Here is a 16,542-nt window from a genome sequence, read left to right as displayed (position 1 = left end):
TATCACGTCACGGACGCATGAGCCGTCGATCAGATGTTTTTTGTGGTGATCAGTATATAATCTAAATTGTCGGGGGAAATGTACAATGGTCATAGGTTATCCTTGAGAGATTTCGCTCTGGATTTTTTTGCAAAGATTTCGAGTTGATGAGTTATCAACCGCCCCATTTCGCTTAGCTCCGTAGAGTGAACTAGTGTTTGGAGACTTTTTATAAAGTAGCTTTGTAAGTATACGATTCGCTCCGTTTTAGCTCGCTCTGAGCCACTAGCCAACAATTTTTCATGGTAGTTGAGAGCCGATGCTGCAAATAAACATGCGAGAAGTACGCCTCGTGCGTCTTTACCACGGGTACCTGATGGTAGTGTGTAATTGTCACTGCAATTTTTGATTTGGAAATCATAGATTTCTGCTATCAAACTACTCCAGACGTGAGATAGTTCATGCACCAAGGTTTCTTCTAGATTCGTGGGGCTCTTGAATGCGGCCTCGCCTAGAAAAATTTGCTGAGGAAGCATGGGGTTAGTAAGGCTCGTTTGCTGAGTTAATAATTTGTGGATTTTTATAGGGATATCCAACAGTTTTTTCCATTCTGGAAGCAGTATTTTAAGTGCTACCTTTGCTTTCTGCAGCATAACATTCTCCGCGTCACTCAATTGCCGATGGGGCGGGAACTTGGGCGAATTCTTAACGCGGGTTCTATAGAGTTGTGTAGCAAAATCTGGTTGCACATAGTTATTCAAGTGCAAATCGCTTCCGGCTATGTTCTTTCTAACGATTGCTACAATAGTCAAAAGTTTAGCTGAGTTAAATTTTTCGTCTACAAAAGGCAGTCCATTGATTTCAAGCATTATTTCGGATGGTGTCATTGTTGCGCACCGTACTTTTCCATGGTTGCTGTTTTAGAAAATCTACCAAGTCTGAACTCTTTATTCTATATCTACCAAAATCTTTAAGAGCTTCATCTATCTCGTTGCCTGGCACAGCAATTTCGGCGAGTCTTTGGCTCAATCTATACAAGGTTCTATGACCGAACCACAAAGATTTGAAATCCCTTAGAATTTGCTGCTGTTGGATTGTAGTTATTTTTTGCTGGGTTTCGAATTCTGCAAGGAGTTGCCTGATATGAATAAGCGGTTCACTAACTGGTAAATATGGTGCGTCGGCTTGGTGCAGCAGAGTTACCTCATCGTCGGTCATATCTGGATCGCTGCTAAACTGTTGATAGACTTGGCCAAATCCAATGAGTCCGAGCTGATCCATTTCGCAAGCCCTAATTGCCCCCATCGAAGATAATCCCCATATTTTCCAGCCTGCGTGTAACGCCTCTAGAATCTCGGCGTGCCCAACTGCAGGGTGGGCATGGAATGTGCCATCAACAATCGCAATATTAGCAGGATGTGATTCTTTTACCATTCGCTCAATATCTCCGCGCCTTACGGGCGGCCTGATAATTACGTTATTGTCGTTTATCAATCTCTTATCTATACCTTGCAATGTTGGCCCTACGAATACAATACATTCACTCCATGTTTTCTTTGACATATTTAAGCAATCTCGGACCAATTCGTTTTAGGCTGGGATCAAAGGTTTCCAAGCCTGGTATGACTAATCTGATTACTGAAATTTCATCCTCGGGTTTACTGAGGACAACTCTAAGCAAGCTGCTAATGCCGTTAGTTTTCAGTCGCGTTAACAAAAGTGCCCAAGCCGATTCTATGCTTGATATCGTGCATTGTTGGCAAGGCAGCGAATAATAATCGACAGCGTTTTCTGACGATGTTGCCACCCTACGCAGTTTTGAAATCGCAGTCAGTTCTACCGCGCGTCCTTTTTTCTCAAAGTATTTCACTCTATCGATGATGTCGTCTCTGCCTCCGTGTATGTGGCTTAGCCTACTTTGAGCCGCTTCACAGATAGCCCGGACTAATGCAATTTCTTTGACTGGATGAAATCCTGACCCAGTAGCTACGGAAATTGGGGCTTCGCTCGACTCTTCCATAACAAAAGCTTGGAAATAGGAAAGTCCGAAACAGTTCTCAGTATAGCGTACAGAAAGAATCAAACCTGCATCTTGAATCTTATTGACAAGGGATAATACGTCTGCTCCGCACTTGTCAAGCTTTACAAGGCGAGAAGTGTTTTTTACGAAGTTAAAGGCTTGAACGTCGCGCTCCATTAGTTCGCACACCGCGTGCACTGATGCCTCCAACAGATCATTCCCTGAAGCCAACCCACTCGAACTCGCGCCAAAAAGCCGTTGCCCCGGATTCTCTGAATACGGAATAAACACCAGTTCAGCAGGAACCAGCACTGTTTTGTTAAGCAAAACGTCTTCCGCTTCGATTGCCATTATGAGTTCATCAGCTTTAACGTTGAAGCCATGTAATAAACAGAACTGACTAAATACTAATTTTCCTTCATGACTCTGTACGATCTGTCGCGGCGTCGACTCAATTAACTTTAAATTTGCGGAGTTATATTCCGCTAGAGCGAACTCTATAGCTTCCATGTAGGCGCCGATTTTGGCCTCTTCTGGCTTTAAGCCTTTACCCGCATTTACACACAGTGATCCTTTCTTAGCCCTAGGACGTATACTTGCGAAGACTGGAATACCGATGCGATCCAGCCAAGTTGTGTCGGTCACACGCGTGATCCCTAGCGACGGAGCAATGCTGGTCGATATCAAATCAAGTGTTTCTCCGGCACTACGGCGCCGAAGGCTTGAACTCAGCCTTTCCATGACACATCTTTTCCATATGAGACGATATTAAGGAATAGTTAATTTCTGATTATCAAACCGGGAGGGTAGGCCCCTCCCAGTTTTTTATGCTGCTATGTCAACCTTTTTGATCAAAGTTAGCATATCGCTATTTGACTGATGCGCCACGACGCCAGCATGCATCAAGCTTTCGTCATTCAAAAGAAATGAGACCTTCTCTGCGGTTTCCGCGTCAAGCTCAAGTTCAAAATTTTCATCGTTCACTGAGGAATCCATGCAATTCTTCCTATGCAGACTATACAGGTGACTGATTAATTTGTGGTGTTGCGCAACCGTTATAGATTCGATGGATCCAAAGTCGCTGTCAATCTTATTATTAAAAAACCTTTATAAATTTTCAGTTTTTATAATTTTTACTAATAAAATCAAATGGCTATCAAATCAATTATTACCTTATAATTTCTCGTTATATATTTCGGAGATGATTCTCCGCTATTCATATCCGACTGGAACTGTCTGCTCATCAACAGCTGTTCAACACTACCGCTTGGTTGGCTATACCTAAGCTCTGTACGAAAAAAGCTGTCGCAAACACCGCATGGAACAAGCCAGCGAGGCCGTAGCGGCATAGCTTTTTGCAAGCTTGTCGAGGCGCGTCACGATCCGGCGGTTCTCTTTCAGCAATCCAAACATACGCTCGATGATGTTGCGCTGTCGGTACGTGGGCCGATCAAACAGTCTTGGTAAGCTAGGCTTGGCTTTGCGCTTCATCGAGCGCAGCGGGATGACAGCTTGCATTCGATATTGGTCGCAGTAGCGACGTAGCGCTTCAGCGTCGTCTTCCTTGCCGGCAAGCAACCATTTACAGCGCTTACGCGGGCGGCCACGTTGGCTCGATGGAATGCTGACCTCGCCCAACAGGGTTTGAGCGTAGCTGATGTCACTGGCTTGAACGCCAGATAGGAGAAAGCGCGACGGTGTCCCGTTGGGGTCGCAGAGCATGTGGATTTTGGTTGTCAGGCCACCGCGACTGAGGCCTAGTGTGGTGTTTCAAAAATACCAATGAAAGATCACGCGCCCAAAGCTCGTGCTGCACGAGCTACCGAGGCGAGGATATCCTCTGCTTTTTTGTGCCACCGGAACGGTTTCGGGTTCTGGTTGTAGGTCTCCAAGTAGTGCTCAATCTAAGCTTCGAGATCTTTGACACTGACGTGCGCCTGCCGCTTGATCCACTTCTCGCTCAACGTTGAGAAAAAGCGCTCGACCAAATTCAGCCAGGAGGCAGAAGTCGGCGTGAAGTGGATGTTGTAGCGTGGACGGGCAGCAAGCCACGCTCTGACCTTGTCGGTCTTGTGCGTGGCATAGTTATCCATGATCAGATGAATCGGCATGTCATCAGGAACTGATGCATCGATTTCTTTCAGAAAGGCGAGGAACTCAGTGCTGCGATGCTGGCGTTTCAACCGGCCAATGACTTCACCTGTTGCCACATCCAAAGCGGCGAAAAGAGAGGTTGTTCCATGGCGTTTGTAATCGTGCGTGCGAGTGGCGGGATTACTTGGTGAAAGCGGTAATCCAGGCTGTGTGCGGTTCAAGGCCTGAATCTGGCTTTTCTCATCAACGCACGGCACCAGCGCCCTTTCGGGCGGATTCAAATACAGACCAACAATGTCGTGAACCTTGTCGACAAACAATGGATCTGTGGAAAGTTTGAAGGTTTTTTCCAGATGCGGCTTGATTCCGAACGCGTGCCAAATGTGCATGATGCTGGCTGGAGAAAGGCCCGTCTCGCGGCTCATACGGCGCGTACTCCAGTGGCTGGAATCGTCGGGTTTGCCTTGCAATACCTGATTGACCACTTGCTGAACTTGCTCATCCGAAATGGTGCGCGGACGACCGGAGCGCGGTTCATCATTCAACCCCAGCAATCCCAATTTAGAGAAACGTTGGCGCCATCGTGAGACCACATCCTTGCTGGTACCCAGTCGCAGAGCAATGTCGTTGCCTGACTCGCCGGCCGCACAAGCGAGGATTATTTGGGCGCGCAGAGATGCATCTTGGGCGCCTTTGCGGAGCTTTATCCGGCGTAGAAGCTCCGCTTTTTCGGTTTCAGAAAGAGTAATGACGGTTGCTGGTCGGCCCATGTCGAGACACAACTCTTGATGAGTGGGTTTCTATGAAGCGTAGACCAAATTTTCCATGGTATTTTTGAAACACCACACTAGTGTGGTGTTTCAAAAATACCATTGAAAAATCACGCGCCCAACGCTCATGCTGCACGGGCTACCGAGGCGAGGATGTCCTCTGCTTTTTTGTACCACCGGAACGGTTTCGGGTTCTGGTTGTAGGTCTCCAAGTAGTGCTCAATCGAAGCTTCAAGGTCTTTGACACTGACGTGCGCCTGTCGCTTGATTATCTTATTTACGTGACGCCCAGTTGATCTTTCAGGTTGTTGTTTCAAGGTGTCTGGCTCCGCTCAATCTGGAGAATCTGTTCGATCTGAGGGGCCAGCTCCTCTATAGCCGCTCCAAGCGCCTCGCGCAACTTCGTTTGGGCCACTACGACGTTTCTTAGGGGCTCTAGCGTAGTCATGAAAATTTCCTCCTGGACCAACTGCAGAAACTTCTGGACTGAGTGGAACTTTACACGCTCGGCAGAGATATAAAAAACCGCACGCGGCGCTCGATTTTCTTACGTTAGTCTCACCGCCGTTGACGACGTTAATCAAACGAATCGCGATCATGAGCGGCCGCGGTTGGTTGCGTTAATGAATTTTATCCGTTGAGTCTCGTTGCCTGAACATCGCTGTCAGCACTTGTTGGTGCTGGTGAGTAATATTTAGTAATGATCTGATGTTTTCAACATCCTCGCGGATGGTATTTATACGGGTGAAGCTACGCTTGAGGGGGCTATCGTTTATACTAAGCCGTGACGCATCCATCATTGCTTTTTCGATGTTGGTGTTTACGGTCAGAATTTGCTCTGCACTACTGGCGAGTATCGCTGTGACGTCCACCGTAAACGTCATGATCTGTTTGAGAGCATCATGTATCGCGATGGACGCCTCGGGATAGACCTGCAAGTCCTGGATGTGTGTATCCAGTTGCTCTGTGGTCTTGACGATGAACTCGCTGAGTATTCGATTAGCTTTTGTATTTTCAGTGAGTCGGTCGAGACAACTTGCCATGTTTTTGAGCAGGTCATCCAGCTCCAGGCGATGGCGGTCGATAGTTTCGGTAGTTACTTCGTCTCGCTTGGGTAGGAACGTCAGGTTAGATTTTTTCATGCTTCATACCGCCCATCGTGTACTAATGGCCTCAAAGATGAGGTCTAAATCAAGGTCAGCGGGAGTCGCCTGATTTTCACTTAACCAATTAAAAAGCGTCGAGGCTGCTTGACGCGTATGGTTATCCATATGCCAAAGATCGGTAATATTAAAACCACCGTATGTTGGAGCGTCATACCAAGCTAGCAGAAAATCAGCTACCGCCTCCGCGTCACTAGTGCCTGTAGTGGCCGACAATACTAGGTGCTTAATGGCGGCTATGACCCTATTTGAAATGATGGTTTTGCTGGCGGTAAAGGGCTGTTCTTTGATGATCATACAATGGCCCTCAGAATATGAAGATCTATAAAACGCTTTATGCGATTAGCATTTTCAGGGTGCGAAGATTTATTCAAAGTAACTGTTGAGCTCATAGAATAAATTTCCCTGCCAAATCATTTAGGCGGCGCGATAACGTAGAGAGCTCGGTACTGGAGTCGTTGGTTTGTTGGCCACGGTAAGCTGACTGGCTTGAGAGCTCACGTATCTTAAGAAGATTTTGGTCTACCTCTCGGGCAACCTGGGCCTGCTCTTCTGAGGCGCTCGCAATAATGATGTTTCGTTCTTCAATCACGTTAACAGCGCTGATAATCTGTTGCAGTGCACTATTGGCACTTTCAGCCTGGCTTTTGGTATGGACAGCTTGCTCACTGCTCGCTTTGAGGGCTACCACTGTGTTCTGCGTTCCCGTTTGAATTTCTGAGATCATTGTTTCGATCTCGCGAGTAGATTCACTTGTGCGATGAGCAAGGCCGCGAACTTCGTCCGCGACTACGGCAAAACCACGACCCGCTTCGCCGGCCCTGGCTGCCTCAATTGCCGCGTTAAGCGCTAACAGATTGGTTTGCTCGGATACTGACCGTATGACCTCGAGTACGCGAGTAATGTCCTGGCTTTTGAGGGACAGCTGCTCAGCCTCTGCGGAAGCCCGGATGACTTCATCTGACAGACTGTTTATTGACCTGATCGTTTTGTCTAGTTCAGACTGTCCTGATCTTGCGATGTTTGCTGATGCCTTCGACTCACTTGACGTCGACACCGCATTACGTGCGACTTCATCTACGGCTTGACTCATCTCGGTGACCGCCGTGGCAGCCATTTCGATCTCTTGGTTTTGATTGTGAAGATCTTGATTGCTTTCATCGACAACCCGTTTCATCGTCTCGGCCGAGTTTGACAATTGATTCGACGCGTTTTGAACACTGCCAAGTATTGACTGCAGGTTGGACCGCATCCGCTCCATAGATTGCAACAATCGAGCAGGCTCGTCCTTACCATGTGTGTCGATAACTAATGCCCTGAGGTCACCTGCTGCGATCGTTTCTGAAACGGTTAACGCGTTTGAAATTGGAAGGGCGATGCTCTTGATTAAAAGCCACGCCAAGACCCCAGTTAGAGCAATGAGCAAAGTGATAGAAAACAGAGTAATCGATAGGGCTGCGCTATAGGCCGCTGACGCTTCGCGGCTGGCATTGGCTTCTGCATCATCGTTAATTTTTTCGATGACTTTCAGAAGCTCATTCATCTTTTCCGCGATGGGTGCCATGGCATCGACTTTTTCTTTGGCGGTAAGCGTCGATACGCTCGCCGGAACACCTTTGATGTACTCATTTAGGTTGTCTGTATATCGCAGAAATGTAGCCTCTATTTCGTTGAGGGTATTTTTTTCCGTGTCTTCGTCAGCCAAGGGGCGATAGGCCGCTACTGCGTCATGAAAGATTGACTCTTTCTTTGCGAGTTCGATTGCCAGCGAGTCCTCAGCCCCGTGCTGAGCAGAAAATATTTTGTAGGCGGTGATGCGTGTGTTCGCGAACGCTAAAGCAATATCGTCGCCAAGCGCAATTCCCGGCAAAGCACTATTTTCAATGATGAGCCCTTCGTGTCGGATCGTCGTCAATTTCATGATGCTGAACACTCCGAAAAGCACCATCAGCAGTACAATTGTGGCGAAGAAGCCTATGGTCCTGACGGTAATAGATAGTGACCTGAGTGACATGTATCGCTCCTAGGGGGCAGGGAATGTATGGTTGTGCCAATTAGCTCTGTCATGTGATGGCCTGCTATTGTTTTTATCTAGGGTACATCCTGGCGCTTTGTAGTAGCTTTCGCTGCGGGTTGGGATTGTTCGCCGTTGACCTACCACAGGTATGTCAAATTAAGGCGAAGACCATCTTGGCTACGCAGAAGACATAGCTGGCCGAAGATATGCTCGTCCATGGAGATTTCTGCATAGAAGATCTGCTTATTTCATCACATCTAGCGAAGGTAAGAAGTTGCCGTAGATGCAAATGTTGATGTCCCCAGATTCCAAGCTAGCTAACATGCATGGTCGTTCTATCAATGGTATGAAAACTTTAATAAAAAATTCACAGACTTGCTTTGGCTGCCAGTGAATGCGATAGGTCGCGTAAGATTATTGGCGACGATATTCCGACGTGCGCCCTTTGCCTTATTGCTGTTTTCGCAGCCTATCGATGTGGTTGCATCTCGGTACTCAATTATTGTTTAGATCATCGCGTCTGCTCCTCCAAATGCCCGCGGTTGCCTGGCACGCAAATTACAATGTCCTCAAATACCAAGCGTGCTAATAACGTCAGAAATCCATCGCAAAAATGAAAATTTCATTTTGGCATGTGTAATGTGGTGGCCGTTGATGTAACACGAGTGCGTATCCCTTTAAAAGGCCCGCAGCGACTAGGCGAAGGCTTGGAAATGTAAAGCAATGTTCGTCAATTTTTCGACGGTCGTGGGAGGGCTGATAAGATTTTGGAATTAAGTCCGATGCTTTCCTCATGGTCAGGGTATTGGCACCATCGTTTTGATTTGGCATGCTTAATGAGGTCGTAGATCCACGGGAGTCCTTTATGCCTACGCTTGCCGCCTCCTGCGCTCAGGTCATTTTACGTTTGATAAACTTCGTTCCGGATCCCTCTAAGTCCCTCAGTGATTTTCACCTGAAGATATTGGAGAAAATTCAAGACGGCTCGGCTTTGCCGATCATAGATGCGTCGGAGTTTACAGAAGCTGTAATGGCTGAAACGGGGAGCGCGGATGTTGGGCTATTTTCATATGACATATTTCGTCCCAGTCAGTTGGATTCCGCATTTTATGCAATTATGTCAAGCGCTACATTAGGGGAGGCTTTAAAAACCGCTTCCCACTTTTCAGTGTTGCTCTCTGAGCGAACGCCACTGGTCGTTACTGAAGATGATGGGGCGATAACCATAAATTTTACAGGGGTTCACTCACTAGGGGTATCCCGTCAATACATAGATTGTTGCATGTCGACATTGATGGGGTTGGTGCACTGGTTGCTTCCTTGGGAAAAGCCAGTTCCAAGCTCAGCATACTTTAGTTATGAAGAGCCAAGTGGTACAGAACGATTGCAAAGTGTTTTTGGCGAAAAGCTTAGCTTTTCAAATAACATTAACAAAATTTGTTTCTCCGCGGCGGATTCTGTTCGTCCACTGGGTACCAGCAATCCAATTTTAAAGATCTTTCATTGGGATCACGCCAGCGAGCAACTAGCCAAACGGCGGCTTAAGCTCTCACCGGCAGTGCGGAATCTAATACATGCAGGACTTACGCTTGGTAGAGATGTGGCGCTGGATAGGGTTGCGCGGGATCTAAATTTAGGGTCTCGTACGCTACAGAATCGGTTGGAAGACGAAGGTACAGGTTTTAAAGCTCTATATGACGACTGCCGTAGAGAGTTGGCCGGCGAACTGCTAAAGGTTCCTAATACAACTGTGATGGCTATCGCCGAAAAGCTAAATTTTCGTGATTCAAGTAGTTTTCACAAAGCTTGCAATCGCTGGTTTGGGTGCCCGCCTGGTATTTATAGAACCCAAATTATTGGTGCGAATTACCGTTAGGCTGGTGAGGGGCAGTGTAGCCCGAACATGTCGCGATTGGCGGGGTCAAGCATGTTTGAATATAAGGAATATTTATGCAGTATTTGAGTGTCTCGATCCGACTAGGGGTTGCAGGCGTCTTGAGCCTTCTACAACTATTTTCTACCCACGCTTCAGCTGAAGAGTCGGCGAGTGCAATAGAGACTCTGCGCGAGATAGTGGTGGACGCATCGAGTAGTGTGGGCGAGTTGAAGTCGCTGCGGGGCATCAACGCGGGACCGTTGCCTTGGACGGACCGACCAGCAGTGGATCGGCCAGGAGGAAACGTTGAAGTTTCAGACCGAACAGGTTTTCGATCTCTAGGGGCCGATGCTTCGGTTGGTTACCGTAGAGCGAATATCGACTTGGTCAGAATACACGACAACTACGGACCTGGCGACGTCTATGCTAACTTCAAAGGCAGCTGGGAGATGGCGGATGGTACCCATGTTGCGTCAAGCGAGCGTAATAAGCTCGTCATGTTTCCTGATCTTCGAGCAGACCCGAATGATGCGAAAAGCTATAATTTCGGTCCGACAGATCGCCTGGTCAAATCAATCCACGATATTGGTGCTGTACCATTGTTCAGGATCGGCGCCAGTGCGGGTGAAGCCAGTGGTGTGCCCGATAGTTTTGATGCAGAAAAAGACTTCGACCATTATGCTGATATCGCTGGGCATGTCGTCCGGCACTACAATAAAGGCTGGGATCAGGGTTATCAATACGGGGTGAAGTACTGGGAGGTTCTGAATGAGCCTGACGGCCGTTTCGATGCTGAGAAATACTATAAGCTTTATGAAAAGGTAGCTCGGAGGGTCAAGGATGCTGATAATGATGCGTTAATCGGTGGGCCTGCATTGATGTTCGCAAATAACGGGCCGGACTATCGAGAGAATTTCCTGCAGTACCTCAAGAAAAATAAGGTGCCGCTGGATTTTTGGACCTTTCATGATTACTGCGTTGATTCAGCTGACCCCTATAACTTTGTTCTTGTGTCCTATCAAATGCGGCACTTGCTCGATTCTTATGGGTTCACCAAGACAAAATTGATATTGGGGGAGTGGAATGTTCTTGGTTTTGATCCTGAGTTACTATCGATGTCGGGTAAAGCAGCTTTCACGACGTCAGCGTTGATCTACATGCAAGATTCTCCTCTAGATGCTCAGGCCTACTACATGGGACCAAACTTATTTGGGGAGGACGGAAAAACGCCCAATAAAATTGGACAGGCGTTAATCGCACTCGGGCACATGAAAAATACCCCTATTCGTCTTTCAGTGAAAGGTTCGGATACCTCGGGCCTGGCGGTATTGGCCGGACAGTCTCGGGACCAAATCGTAACCAATGTGCTGATTAGTAATTATGAGGTTCCGCAAAGCTTGAGGGGGCCTCGTAAAGGTGGTGATACATTGGCTGGGTATATTAACGTATTGCCGCGCCGGTCAATCAGTTATCAACATAACGGCGGTGTGAATCTTAAAGTTAAGGGATTGGTCTCAGATAAGCTTTACTCTGTCCAGCGCTACCGAATAAGTGATAATTGGGATTATCGATTGCTAAGCACTGAAGTTGTTGCGGGTCACGACGTCGCCCTTAAGGAATTCCTGCCAGCGCCCGCTGTCGAGCTGGTAGTTGTTACTCAGCTCAACACAAAACAGCTTTAGTGAGAATCTAATCGCGAAAACTCGCCTATCTGCTATGCGCGTAACTCCTGGGTAGGCAGTTTCGGCACCTAATTGTAAAGTCTCGTTGAACGGCTTAGGGGCAGCATAGTTAACTTCTGCCTGTGAAAAAAGCTGTAGTTGAGCAGCCCGTAATAAGGGCTGTTCAACGTATTGCCTCGACTTAAGTTTGTCCGCCAATAAGTTTGCGCCGTTGCCTGAGAGCACCCCGCACGATAACGATCTACTGACCCTAGCGTGTACATATCGGTGTAACAGCTAGGTGATGATCAATTGCGCAGAGGTGGTCTCGGGTTATTATTTTTGCGGGTCTGTTGATGAATAACTCGGTTTCACAGGCGACATCCTGCGTGGACAGTTAGTCTATTGGCTCTGTACGAAAAGAGATGTCGTAAACACCGCATGGAACACGCCAGAGAGACCATAGCGGCATAGCTTGTCGAAGCGCGTCACGATCCGGCGGTTCTCTTTACAGCTATTCAAAAAATGCGCTCGATGATGTTGCGCTGTCGGTATTTGGGCCGATCAAACAGTTGGTAAGCCAGGTTTGGGTTTGCGCTTCATCGAGCGCAGCGGGATGACGGGTTACATTCGATATTGATCGCAGTAGCGGCGTAGCGCTTCAGCGTCGTCCTCCTTGCCGGCAAGCACCATTTACAGCGCTTACGCGGGCGGCCACGTTGGGGCGATGGAATGCTGACCTCGTCCAGCAGGGGTTGAGCGTAGCTGATGTCACTGGCTTGACCGCCAGAGAGCAAAAAGCGCAACGGTGTCCCGTTGGTGTCGCAGAGCATGTGGATTTTGGTTGTCAGGCCACCGCGGCTGCGGCCTAGAGCGTGATCGGCAGGCTCGTCAGGCCCCCCCTTTTTTGCCGGTGCCACAACCCAAATTCAAAACTCAACCCGCCCCCGCAACTCCGAAAACGGAACCATCACATGCTCCCGATAACTAGGCCGCTCCTTCAATCGTAAATACCAAGCCTCCACATGCGGCACCAACGGTCGCTCTATATCCAACTCGAAATAACGATAAAGGCTCGTGCCGACGGCGATGTCCGCCAGCGACAGGCTGTCACCCGTCAGGAAGGCCCGGTCAGCCAATACGCCATCCAGCAGCCGGAAGTATTGGCCGCACCGCTGTATCTTCGCCTGCAGCACCTCCTTGTCTTGAAGGTGGGGCGGCGTTCGGTATCCGCCCCAGAACACGCCATCGACAAAAGCCGGCTGCAGGCTGCATTGAGCCCAGTCCATCCACCTGTCCGCCTGTGACCTGACGCCCGCATCGGCATTCCACCAGGCAGGGCCGCCATACACGGCGGCGAGGTAGCGCAAAATCGCGTGGGATTCCCACACCACGGTGTCCCCATCTTTCACTACGGGAATTCGACCGTGGGGGTTCATCGCCAAAAACTCCGATGTGTCCCGGACCCCAAAGCTCCCCCCAGCGGGGATATGTTCGTGCTGCAGGTTCAGTTCCCCGATCAGCCACATGACTTTCTGAACGTTGAACGCGCTGCGTCGACCCCATACCTGAAGCATTCTGTTCCTCCATGGACCTGCAAAAAAAAGTTGCTACTGACGGCGGCTAGTCTTCGCTACTCAACCGCCTCCAATCCCCCAACAACTCCCCCCGCAACCGAACCCCCGCCGACACTTTCTGCACCTCCTCATCCTGCCGCATCCGCACAAACACCAACGTGCGCCCATCCTTCAGCGCCCACCCTACAAACCAGCCATACGCATGCGCCTCATCACTGACCCCCGCCGCATCCCGCGGGTAGGCCATCCCCGTCTTCCCATGCATTTCCCACCCCGCTGGCCTTTCCTCAAGCAACGACAACCGCGACGTCATGTCCAGCGCATACCCACTCACCGGCAATTGCCGGTTCACCAGCTTGCGCAGAAACGTCGCCTGCTCAACCGGCGAGATCTTCAACGAAGAACCGATCCATGCCCGGTCCAGGCCGTTGCCTTTGCCTGGGTCGCCTGCCAGGTCGGCATTGCCATAGCCGAACGCGCGGGTGTACTGCGCGATCCTTTCGGCACCCAGGGCATGGGTGATGCGCTGGGAGTACCACACCACCGACAGCTTGATCCACCGCGCCGGATCAGTAGGCTGGCGCCATGCGTCACCGCCCCAGTCGGGGTCGCCGGGGCGGTAGTCGAGGGTGGGTGTGTGGGCATCGTGCAGGTAGCCCGTATCGAAACCCATCAGGCTTAGGGCCAGTTTGTAGGTGGATGCGGGGGTGACCCGGGTGGTGCAGTCGCCTGATTGATGGACGACGCGGCCGGTGCTGGCGTCGGTGACCAGGGTGCAGTCCAGGGCGGCGTTTGCGGCTTGGGCGTTGAGGGCGAGTAGCGCGACCAGGGCCGCCAGGCGGCGTCTGCGCATCACCTATACCGCCCTTGAGTAGGATGTTCCGCGTCCACCAGCAGGTGCACGCTCAACGCGCGAATCCGGCTTTCCGAGTGGTAGGCGCCGTCGTCGTTATAGCGCAGGTAGCTGCGGTTGCAGGCGTTGCATCGCCATACGCCACACTGGTTATAGGGGTGGTAGAGCGGGGCGATGGGCGCTTCGGCGGACCAGTAGCTGGTGCCCTGGGGGTGGTATTCGTCCAGGGTGGCTTCTTCTTCCTCGAATTGGGCCAGGGTGCCGATCTGCTGCAATTGCGCTTCGCGCAGCGTCACGGGCCAGCCTTCCCAGCCGGTCAGGGATTTGAGGGAGCACTCGCACGGCTCGGTGATAGCGGAGGTTTGAGTGGCCAGGGCGAGGAGGGTGGCGTAATCCATTACGGCTTGCATGGGGGTTCCTTGTTCTTTTTTGTGTAGGGCTGTTGAACGCGATGTTCGCCTCCTCCCTGTACGGCCGGGCGAAGCTTGGGAAAATCATGCCGCGTATACCCAGTTTTACCGCGGTGCTGGTTTCCCGAGCTTCGCCCGGTCCTACAGGCGTGGGGGCGGGCTCAGTGTGTTTTCTTCTCGATGGTGCGGCGCCTGGATGGCGGATCATCCCCCACATTACCGCTGCCTGGCCTTTTCTGGAAGGTGGGGCACTTCAGGTGGCTGGGCTGGAGTGCGCATCACGCCCTCGGTGGGCTGTTTTTGGCCGCTCTTGCTTATTCATTACGGGCAACGTGTTCATATCCTTAACATTTTTTTCATATGTTTCGGGCTATGATGCAGCCCTTCGTTGGGGAGTAACCTGTTTCGGGCCCGGTGCCTGAAGCGTTCGCATCAACATTCTCGGCCACCTGCCGTGGTGTGAACACCCATTTGGGTTGGAGAGACCAGCGACACTGCCATGCCGATAGTCGGGCGTGTGGCTGTGTCGTTGACTCATAGCCCGACTGGAAGTGAACCGTGAATCCCGTTGCCCTCGTTTTTCTTGCCCTCGCCATGTCCACCGACGCCTTCGCGGCGGCGATCGGCAAAGGCTCCAGCCTGCATAAACCCCGCTTTATCGAGGCCCTGCGCACCGGCCTTATCTTTGGTGTCATCGAAGCCATCACGCCCATGATCGGTTGGGCCATCGGCCATGCCGCCACCCGCTGGGTGGAGAACTGGGACCACTGGATTGCTTTCACCCTGCTGGTTGCCCTGGGCCTGCACATGATCTGGAATGGGGTGAAGCACGAGGCCGAGGAGGAAGAAAAACCTCAGCAGCATTCATTCATGATTTTGGCGGTGACCGCCGTGGCCACCAGCATCGATGCGCTGGCGGTGGGGGTTGGCCTGGCGTTTGTGAATGTGAATATCCTGGTGGCGGCTGCCGCTATCGGCCTGGCGACCATGACCATGGTGACCCTTGGCGTGATGCTGGGCCGTGTGCTGGGGCACATCGTCGGCAAGCGGGCGGAAATCGTCGGGGGTGTGGTGCTGATGCTGGTGGGCGCCACCATTCTTTACGAACACCTGAGCGCATGACCGCTACAGGTTCACGGGTGGTAACGGTGCCGACCACCACCGGGTGAGCGAGTCCGGGGCGCGAGTGTGTCGATCAATGAAGTGGGCAGAAGCCAGCTATCGCTGTTATGTAATGGTGGTGATACATTCTGTTGCATTCGGCCACTCGGCCTCGGGAACCCTATTCCAATGGATTGCATGATCTGCCGTCGTCCTGCTGCCTATTACTTCAGCAAGACCTACACCGAGGCGCCGTTTGCCGACTTCATGCGTGACATTGGCACGGTGGATTACCGCCGCTGCGAGGCCTGTGGGTTTGTGTTTTCGCAGACACATGCCCAGTTGCCCCATGCACAATGGGCTGAACTGAACGACCAATTCCACCATTACAACGAAAACCCTGACAGCCCCATCAACCAGCCGCCCTACGCAGAGCAGGCGATGATGCTGGCGCTGTTGCGAGCGCACGGCCTCATCGCTGCCGATGGCATGCTCGATTATGCCGCTGGCTACGGCAGCCTGAGCCGCCTGCTGGCGCGCTACTTCAACGTGCGCTTGCCCATTTACGACCCCTACGTTCAGGCCTCGGACCTGGACTGCTACATCCGCGAACCGGTGCCGGGCAGCTACAAGACCGTGATCAATTCGGCGATGTTCGAGCATGTGCTCACCCGGCAGGATCTGGATAGCGTGCACGAATTGGTCGCGCCCGATGGCTGCCTCATCCTGCACACCGTGGTGTGTGAAAACGTGCCTCGCAACAGCGACTGGTTCTACCTGCGGCCCCCGGTGCATGTGGCGTTCCATACCAACAAAAGCATGAATATCCTGATGGAGCAGTGGGGCTACCAGTCCTCCATCTACTGCCCTCCGAGCAAGTGCTGGGTACTGCTGCGCCAGCCCTGGCGCGAGGTGCAGGACAAGGTCGAGGCGGTGAACCGGGAGCTGCAAAGCACCTGGCTGGTGGGCAAGGAAGGGTTCATGGATTACTGGAAAGGTTTTTGAACGCTGCCACCAAGCG

At 51.1% G+C, this 16,542-nt stretch carries 14 protein-coding genes and 4 pseudogenes; 4 read left to right on the top strand and 14 right to left on the bottom strand.

What is annotated here, in order from left to right; all coding sequences use genetic code 11:
• Nucleotides 1-89: 89 nt before the first annotated feature.
• From QBK88_RS26480 to QBK88_RS26435, 10 genes and pseudogenes are all read right to left on the bottom strand, one after another.
• Nucleotides 90-866, bottom strand: a complete 777-nt coding sequence (locus tag QBK88_RS26480) for a hypothetical protein (protein ID WP_277964366.1) — start codon at nt 864-866, stop codon at nt 90-92.
• Nucleotides 841-1,542, bottom strand: a complete 702-nt coding sequence (locus QBK88_RS26475) for a TfuA-like protein (RefSeq protein ID WP_277964365.1) — start codon at nt 1,540-1,542, stop codon at nt 841-843. The genes QBK88_RS26480 and QBK88_RS26475 overlap by 26 nt, the downstream gene beginning before the upstream one ends.
• Nucleotides 1,520-2,740 carry a YcaO-like family protein gene (locus tag QBK88_RS26470; protein ID WP_277964364.1) on the bottom strand — a complete coding sequence of 407 codons (1,221 nt, stop codon included), beginning with the start codon at nt 2,738-2,740 and terminating at the stop codon, nt 1,520-1,522. Before QBK88_RS26470 ends, QBK88_RS26475 begins: the two co-directional genes overlap by 23 nt.
• Before the next feature lie 84 nt (nt 2,741-2,824).
• Complete coding sequence (locus QBK88_RS26465; protein ID WP_277964363.1) at nt 2,825-2,995, bottom strand: hypothetical protein; 171 nt, start codon at nt 2,993-2,995, stop codon at nt 2,825-2,827.
• 285 nt (nt 2,996-3,280) lie between these two features.
• Nucleotides 3,281-3,760: pseudogene (locus tag QBK88_RS26460) on the bottom strand (IS5 family transposase); the annotation flags it as partial.
• Between the two features lie 29 nt (nt 3,761-3,789).
• A pseudogene (locus tag QBK88_RS26455) lies at nt 3,790-4,863 on the bottom strand (IS630 family transposase).
• A gap of 125 nt (nt 4,864-4,988) precedes the next feature.
• Nucleotides 4,989-5,138: pseudogene (locus QBK88_RS26450) on the bottom strand (IS630 family transposase); the annotation flags it as partial.
• Between the two features lie 345 nt (nt 5,139-5,483).
• Nucleotides 5,484-6,005, bottom strand: a complete 522-nt coding sequence (locus tag QBK88_RS26445; RefSeq protein ID WP_277964362.1) for a hypothetical protein — start codon at nt 6,003-6,005, stop codon at nt 5,484-5,486.
• A 3-nt stretch (nt 6,006-6,008) separates the two neighbouring features.
• Entirely contained in the window at nt 6,009-6,323 is a 315-nt protein-coding gene (locus QBK88_RS26440) for a DUF7673 family protein (RefSeq protein ID WP_277964361.1), read from the bottom strand.
• 91 nt (nt 6,324-6,414) lie between these two features.
• Nucleotides 6,415-8,040: a methyl-accepting chemotaxis protein gene (locus QBK88_RS26435; protein ID WP_277964360.1), complete on the bottom strand. Its 1,626-nt coding sequence runs from the start codon at nt 8,038-8,040 to the stop codon at nt 6,415-6,417.
• A gap of 868 nt (nt 8,041-8,908) precedes the next feature.
• Here QBK88_RS26435 and QBK88_RS26430 point away from each other — a divergent pair.
• Both QBK88_RS26430 and QBK88_RS26425 read left to right on the top strand, forming a co-directional pair.
• Nucleotides 8,909-9,919 carry an AraC family transcriptional regulator gene (locus tag QBK88_RS26430; RefSeq protein ID WP_277964359.1) on the top strand — a complete coding sequence of 337 codons (1,011 nt, stop codon included), beginning with the start codon at nt 8,909-8,911 and terminating at the stop codon, nt 9,917-9,919.
• Nucleotides 9,920-9,993: 74 nt separating this feature from the next.
• The gene (locus QBK88_RS26425; protein WP_277964358.1) at nt 9,994-11,601 is read left to right on the top strand and encodes a GH39 family glycosyl hydrolase; all 1,608 of its coding nucleotides are present in this window, start codon (nt 9,994-9,996) and stop codon (nt 11,599-11,601) included.
• Between the two features lie 350 nt (nt 11,602-11,951).
• Here QBK88_RS26425 and QBK88_RS26420 read toward each other — a convergent pair.
• The 4 genes and pseudogenes from QBK88_RS26420 to QBK88_RS26405 all read right to left on the bottom strand — a co-directional run.
• Nucleotides 11,952-12,488: pseudogene (locus QBK88_RS26420) on the bottom strand (IS5 family transposase); the annotation flags it as partial.
• A 21-nt stretch (nt 12,489-12,509) separates the two neighbouring features.
• Nucleotides 12,510-13,157, bottom strand: a complete 648-nt coding sequence (locus QBK88_RS26415; protein ID WP_277964357.1) for a glutathione S-transferase — start codon at nt 13,155-13,157, stop codon at nt 12,510-12,512.
• Between the two features lie 46 nt (nt 13,158-13,203).
• A complete protein-coding gene (blaOXA, locus tag QBK88_RS26410; RefSeq protein ID WP_277964356.1) occupies nt 13,204-14,010 on the bottom strand; it encodes a class D beta-lactamase in 807 nt (268 codons plus the stop codon).
• Nucleotides 14,010-14,420: a hypothetical protein gene (locus tag QBK88_RS26405; RefSeq protein WP_277964355.1), complete on the bottom strand. Its 411-nt coding sequence runs from the start codon at nt 14,418-14,420 to the stop codon at nt 14,010-14,012. Before QBK88_RS26405 ends, blaOXA begins: the two co-directional genes overlap by 1 nt.
• 558 nt (nt 14,421-14,978) lie before the next feature.
• Here QBK88_RS26405 and mntP point away from each other — a divergent pair.
• Both mntP and QBK88_RS26395 read left to right on the top strand, forming a co-directional pair.
• Nucleotides 14,979-15,542 (top strand): manganese efflux pump MntP, encoded by a 564-nt coding sequence (mntP, locus tag QBK88_RS26400; RefSeq protein ID WP_277964354.1) that lies wholly within the window; start codon nt 14,979-14,981, stop codon nt 15,540-15,542.
• A 168-nt stretch (nt 15,543-15,710) separates the two neighbouring features.
• Nucleotides 15,711-16,526 carry a methyltransferase domain-containing protein gene (locus QBK88_RS26395; protein ID WP_277964353.1) on the top strand — a complete coding sequence of 272 codons (816 nt, stop codon included), beginning with the start codon at nt 15,711-15,713 and terminating at the stop codon, nt 16,524-16,526.
• Nucleotides 16,527-16,542 lie beyond the last annotated feature (16 nt).

It is taken from the genome of Pseudomonas sp. RIT-To-2, from assembly GCF_029623465.1.
Lineage (GTDB): Bacteria > Pseudomonadota > Gammaproteobacteria > Pseudomonadales > Pseudomonadaceae > Aquipseudomonas > Aquipseudomonas silvicola.
Note: the sequence above shows the minus strand (reverse complement) of the source record. Positions and strands in the feature narration are given on the sequence as shown.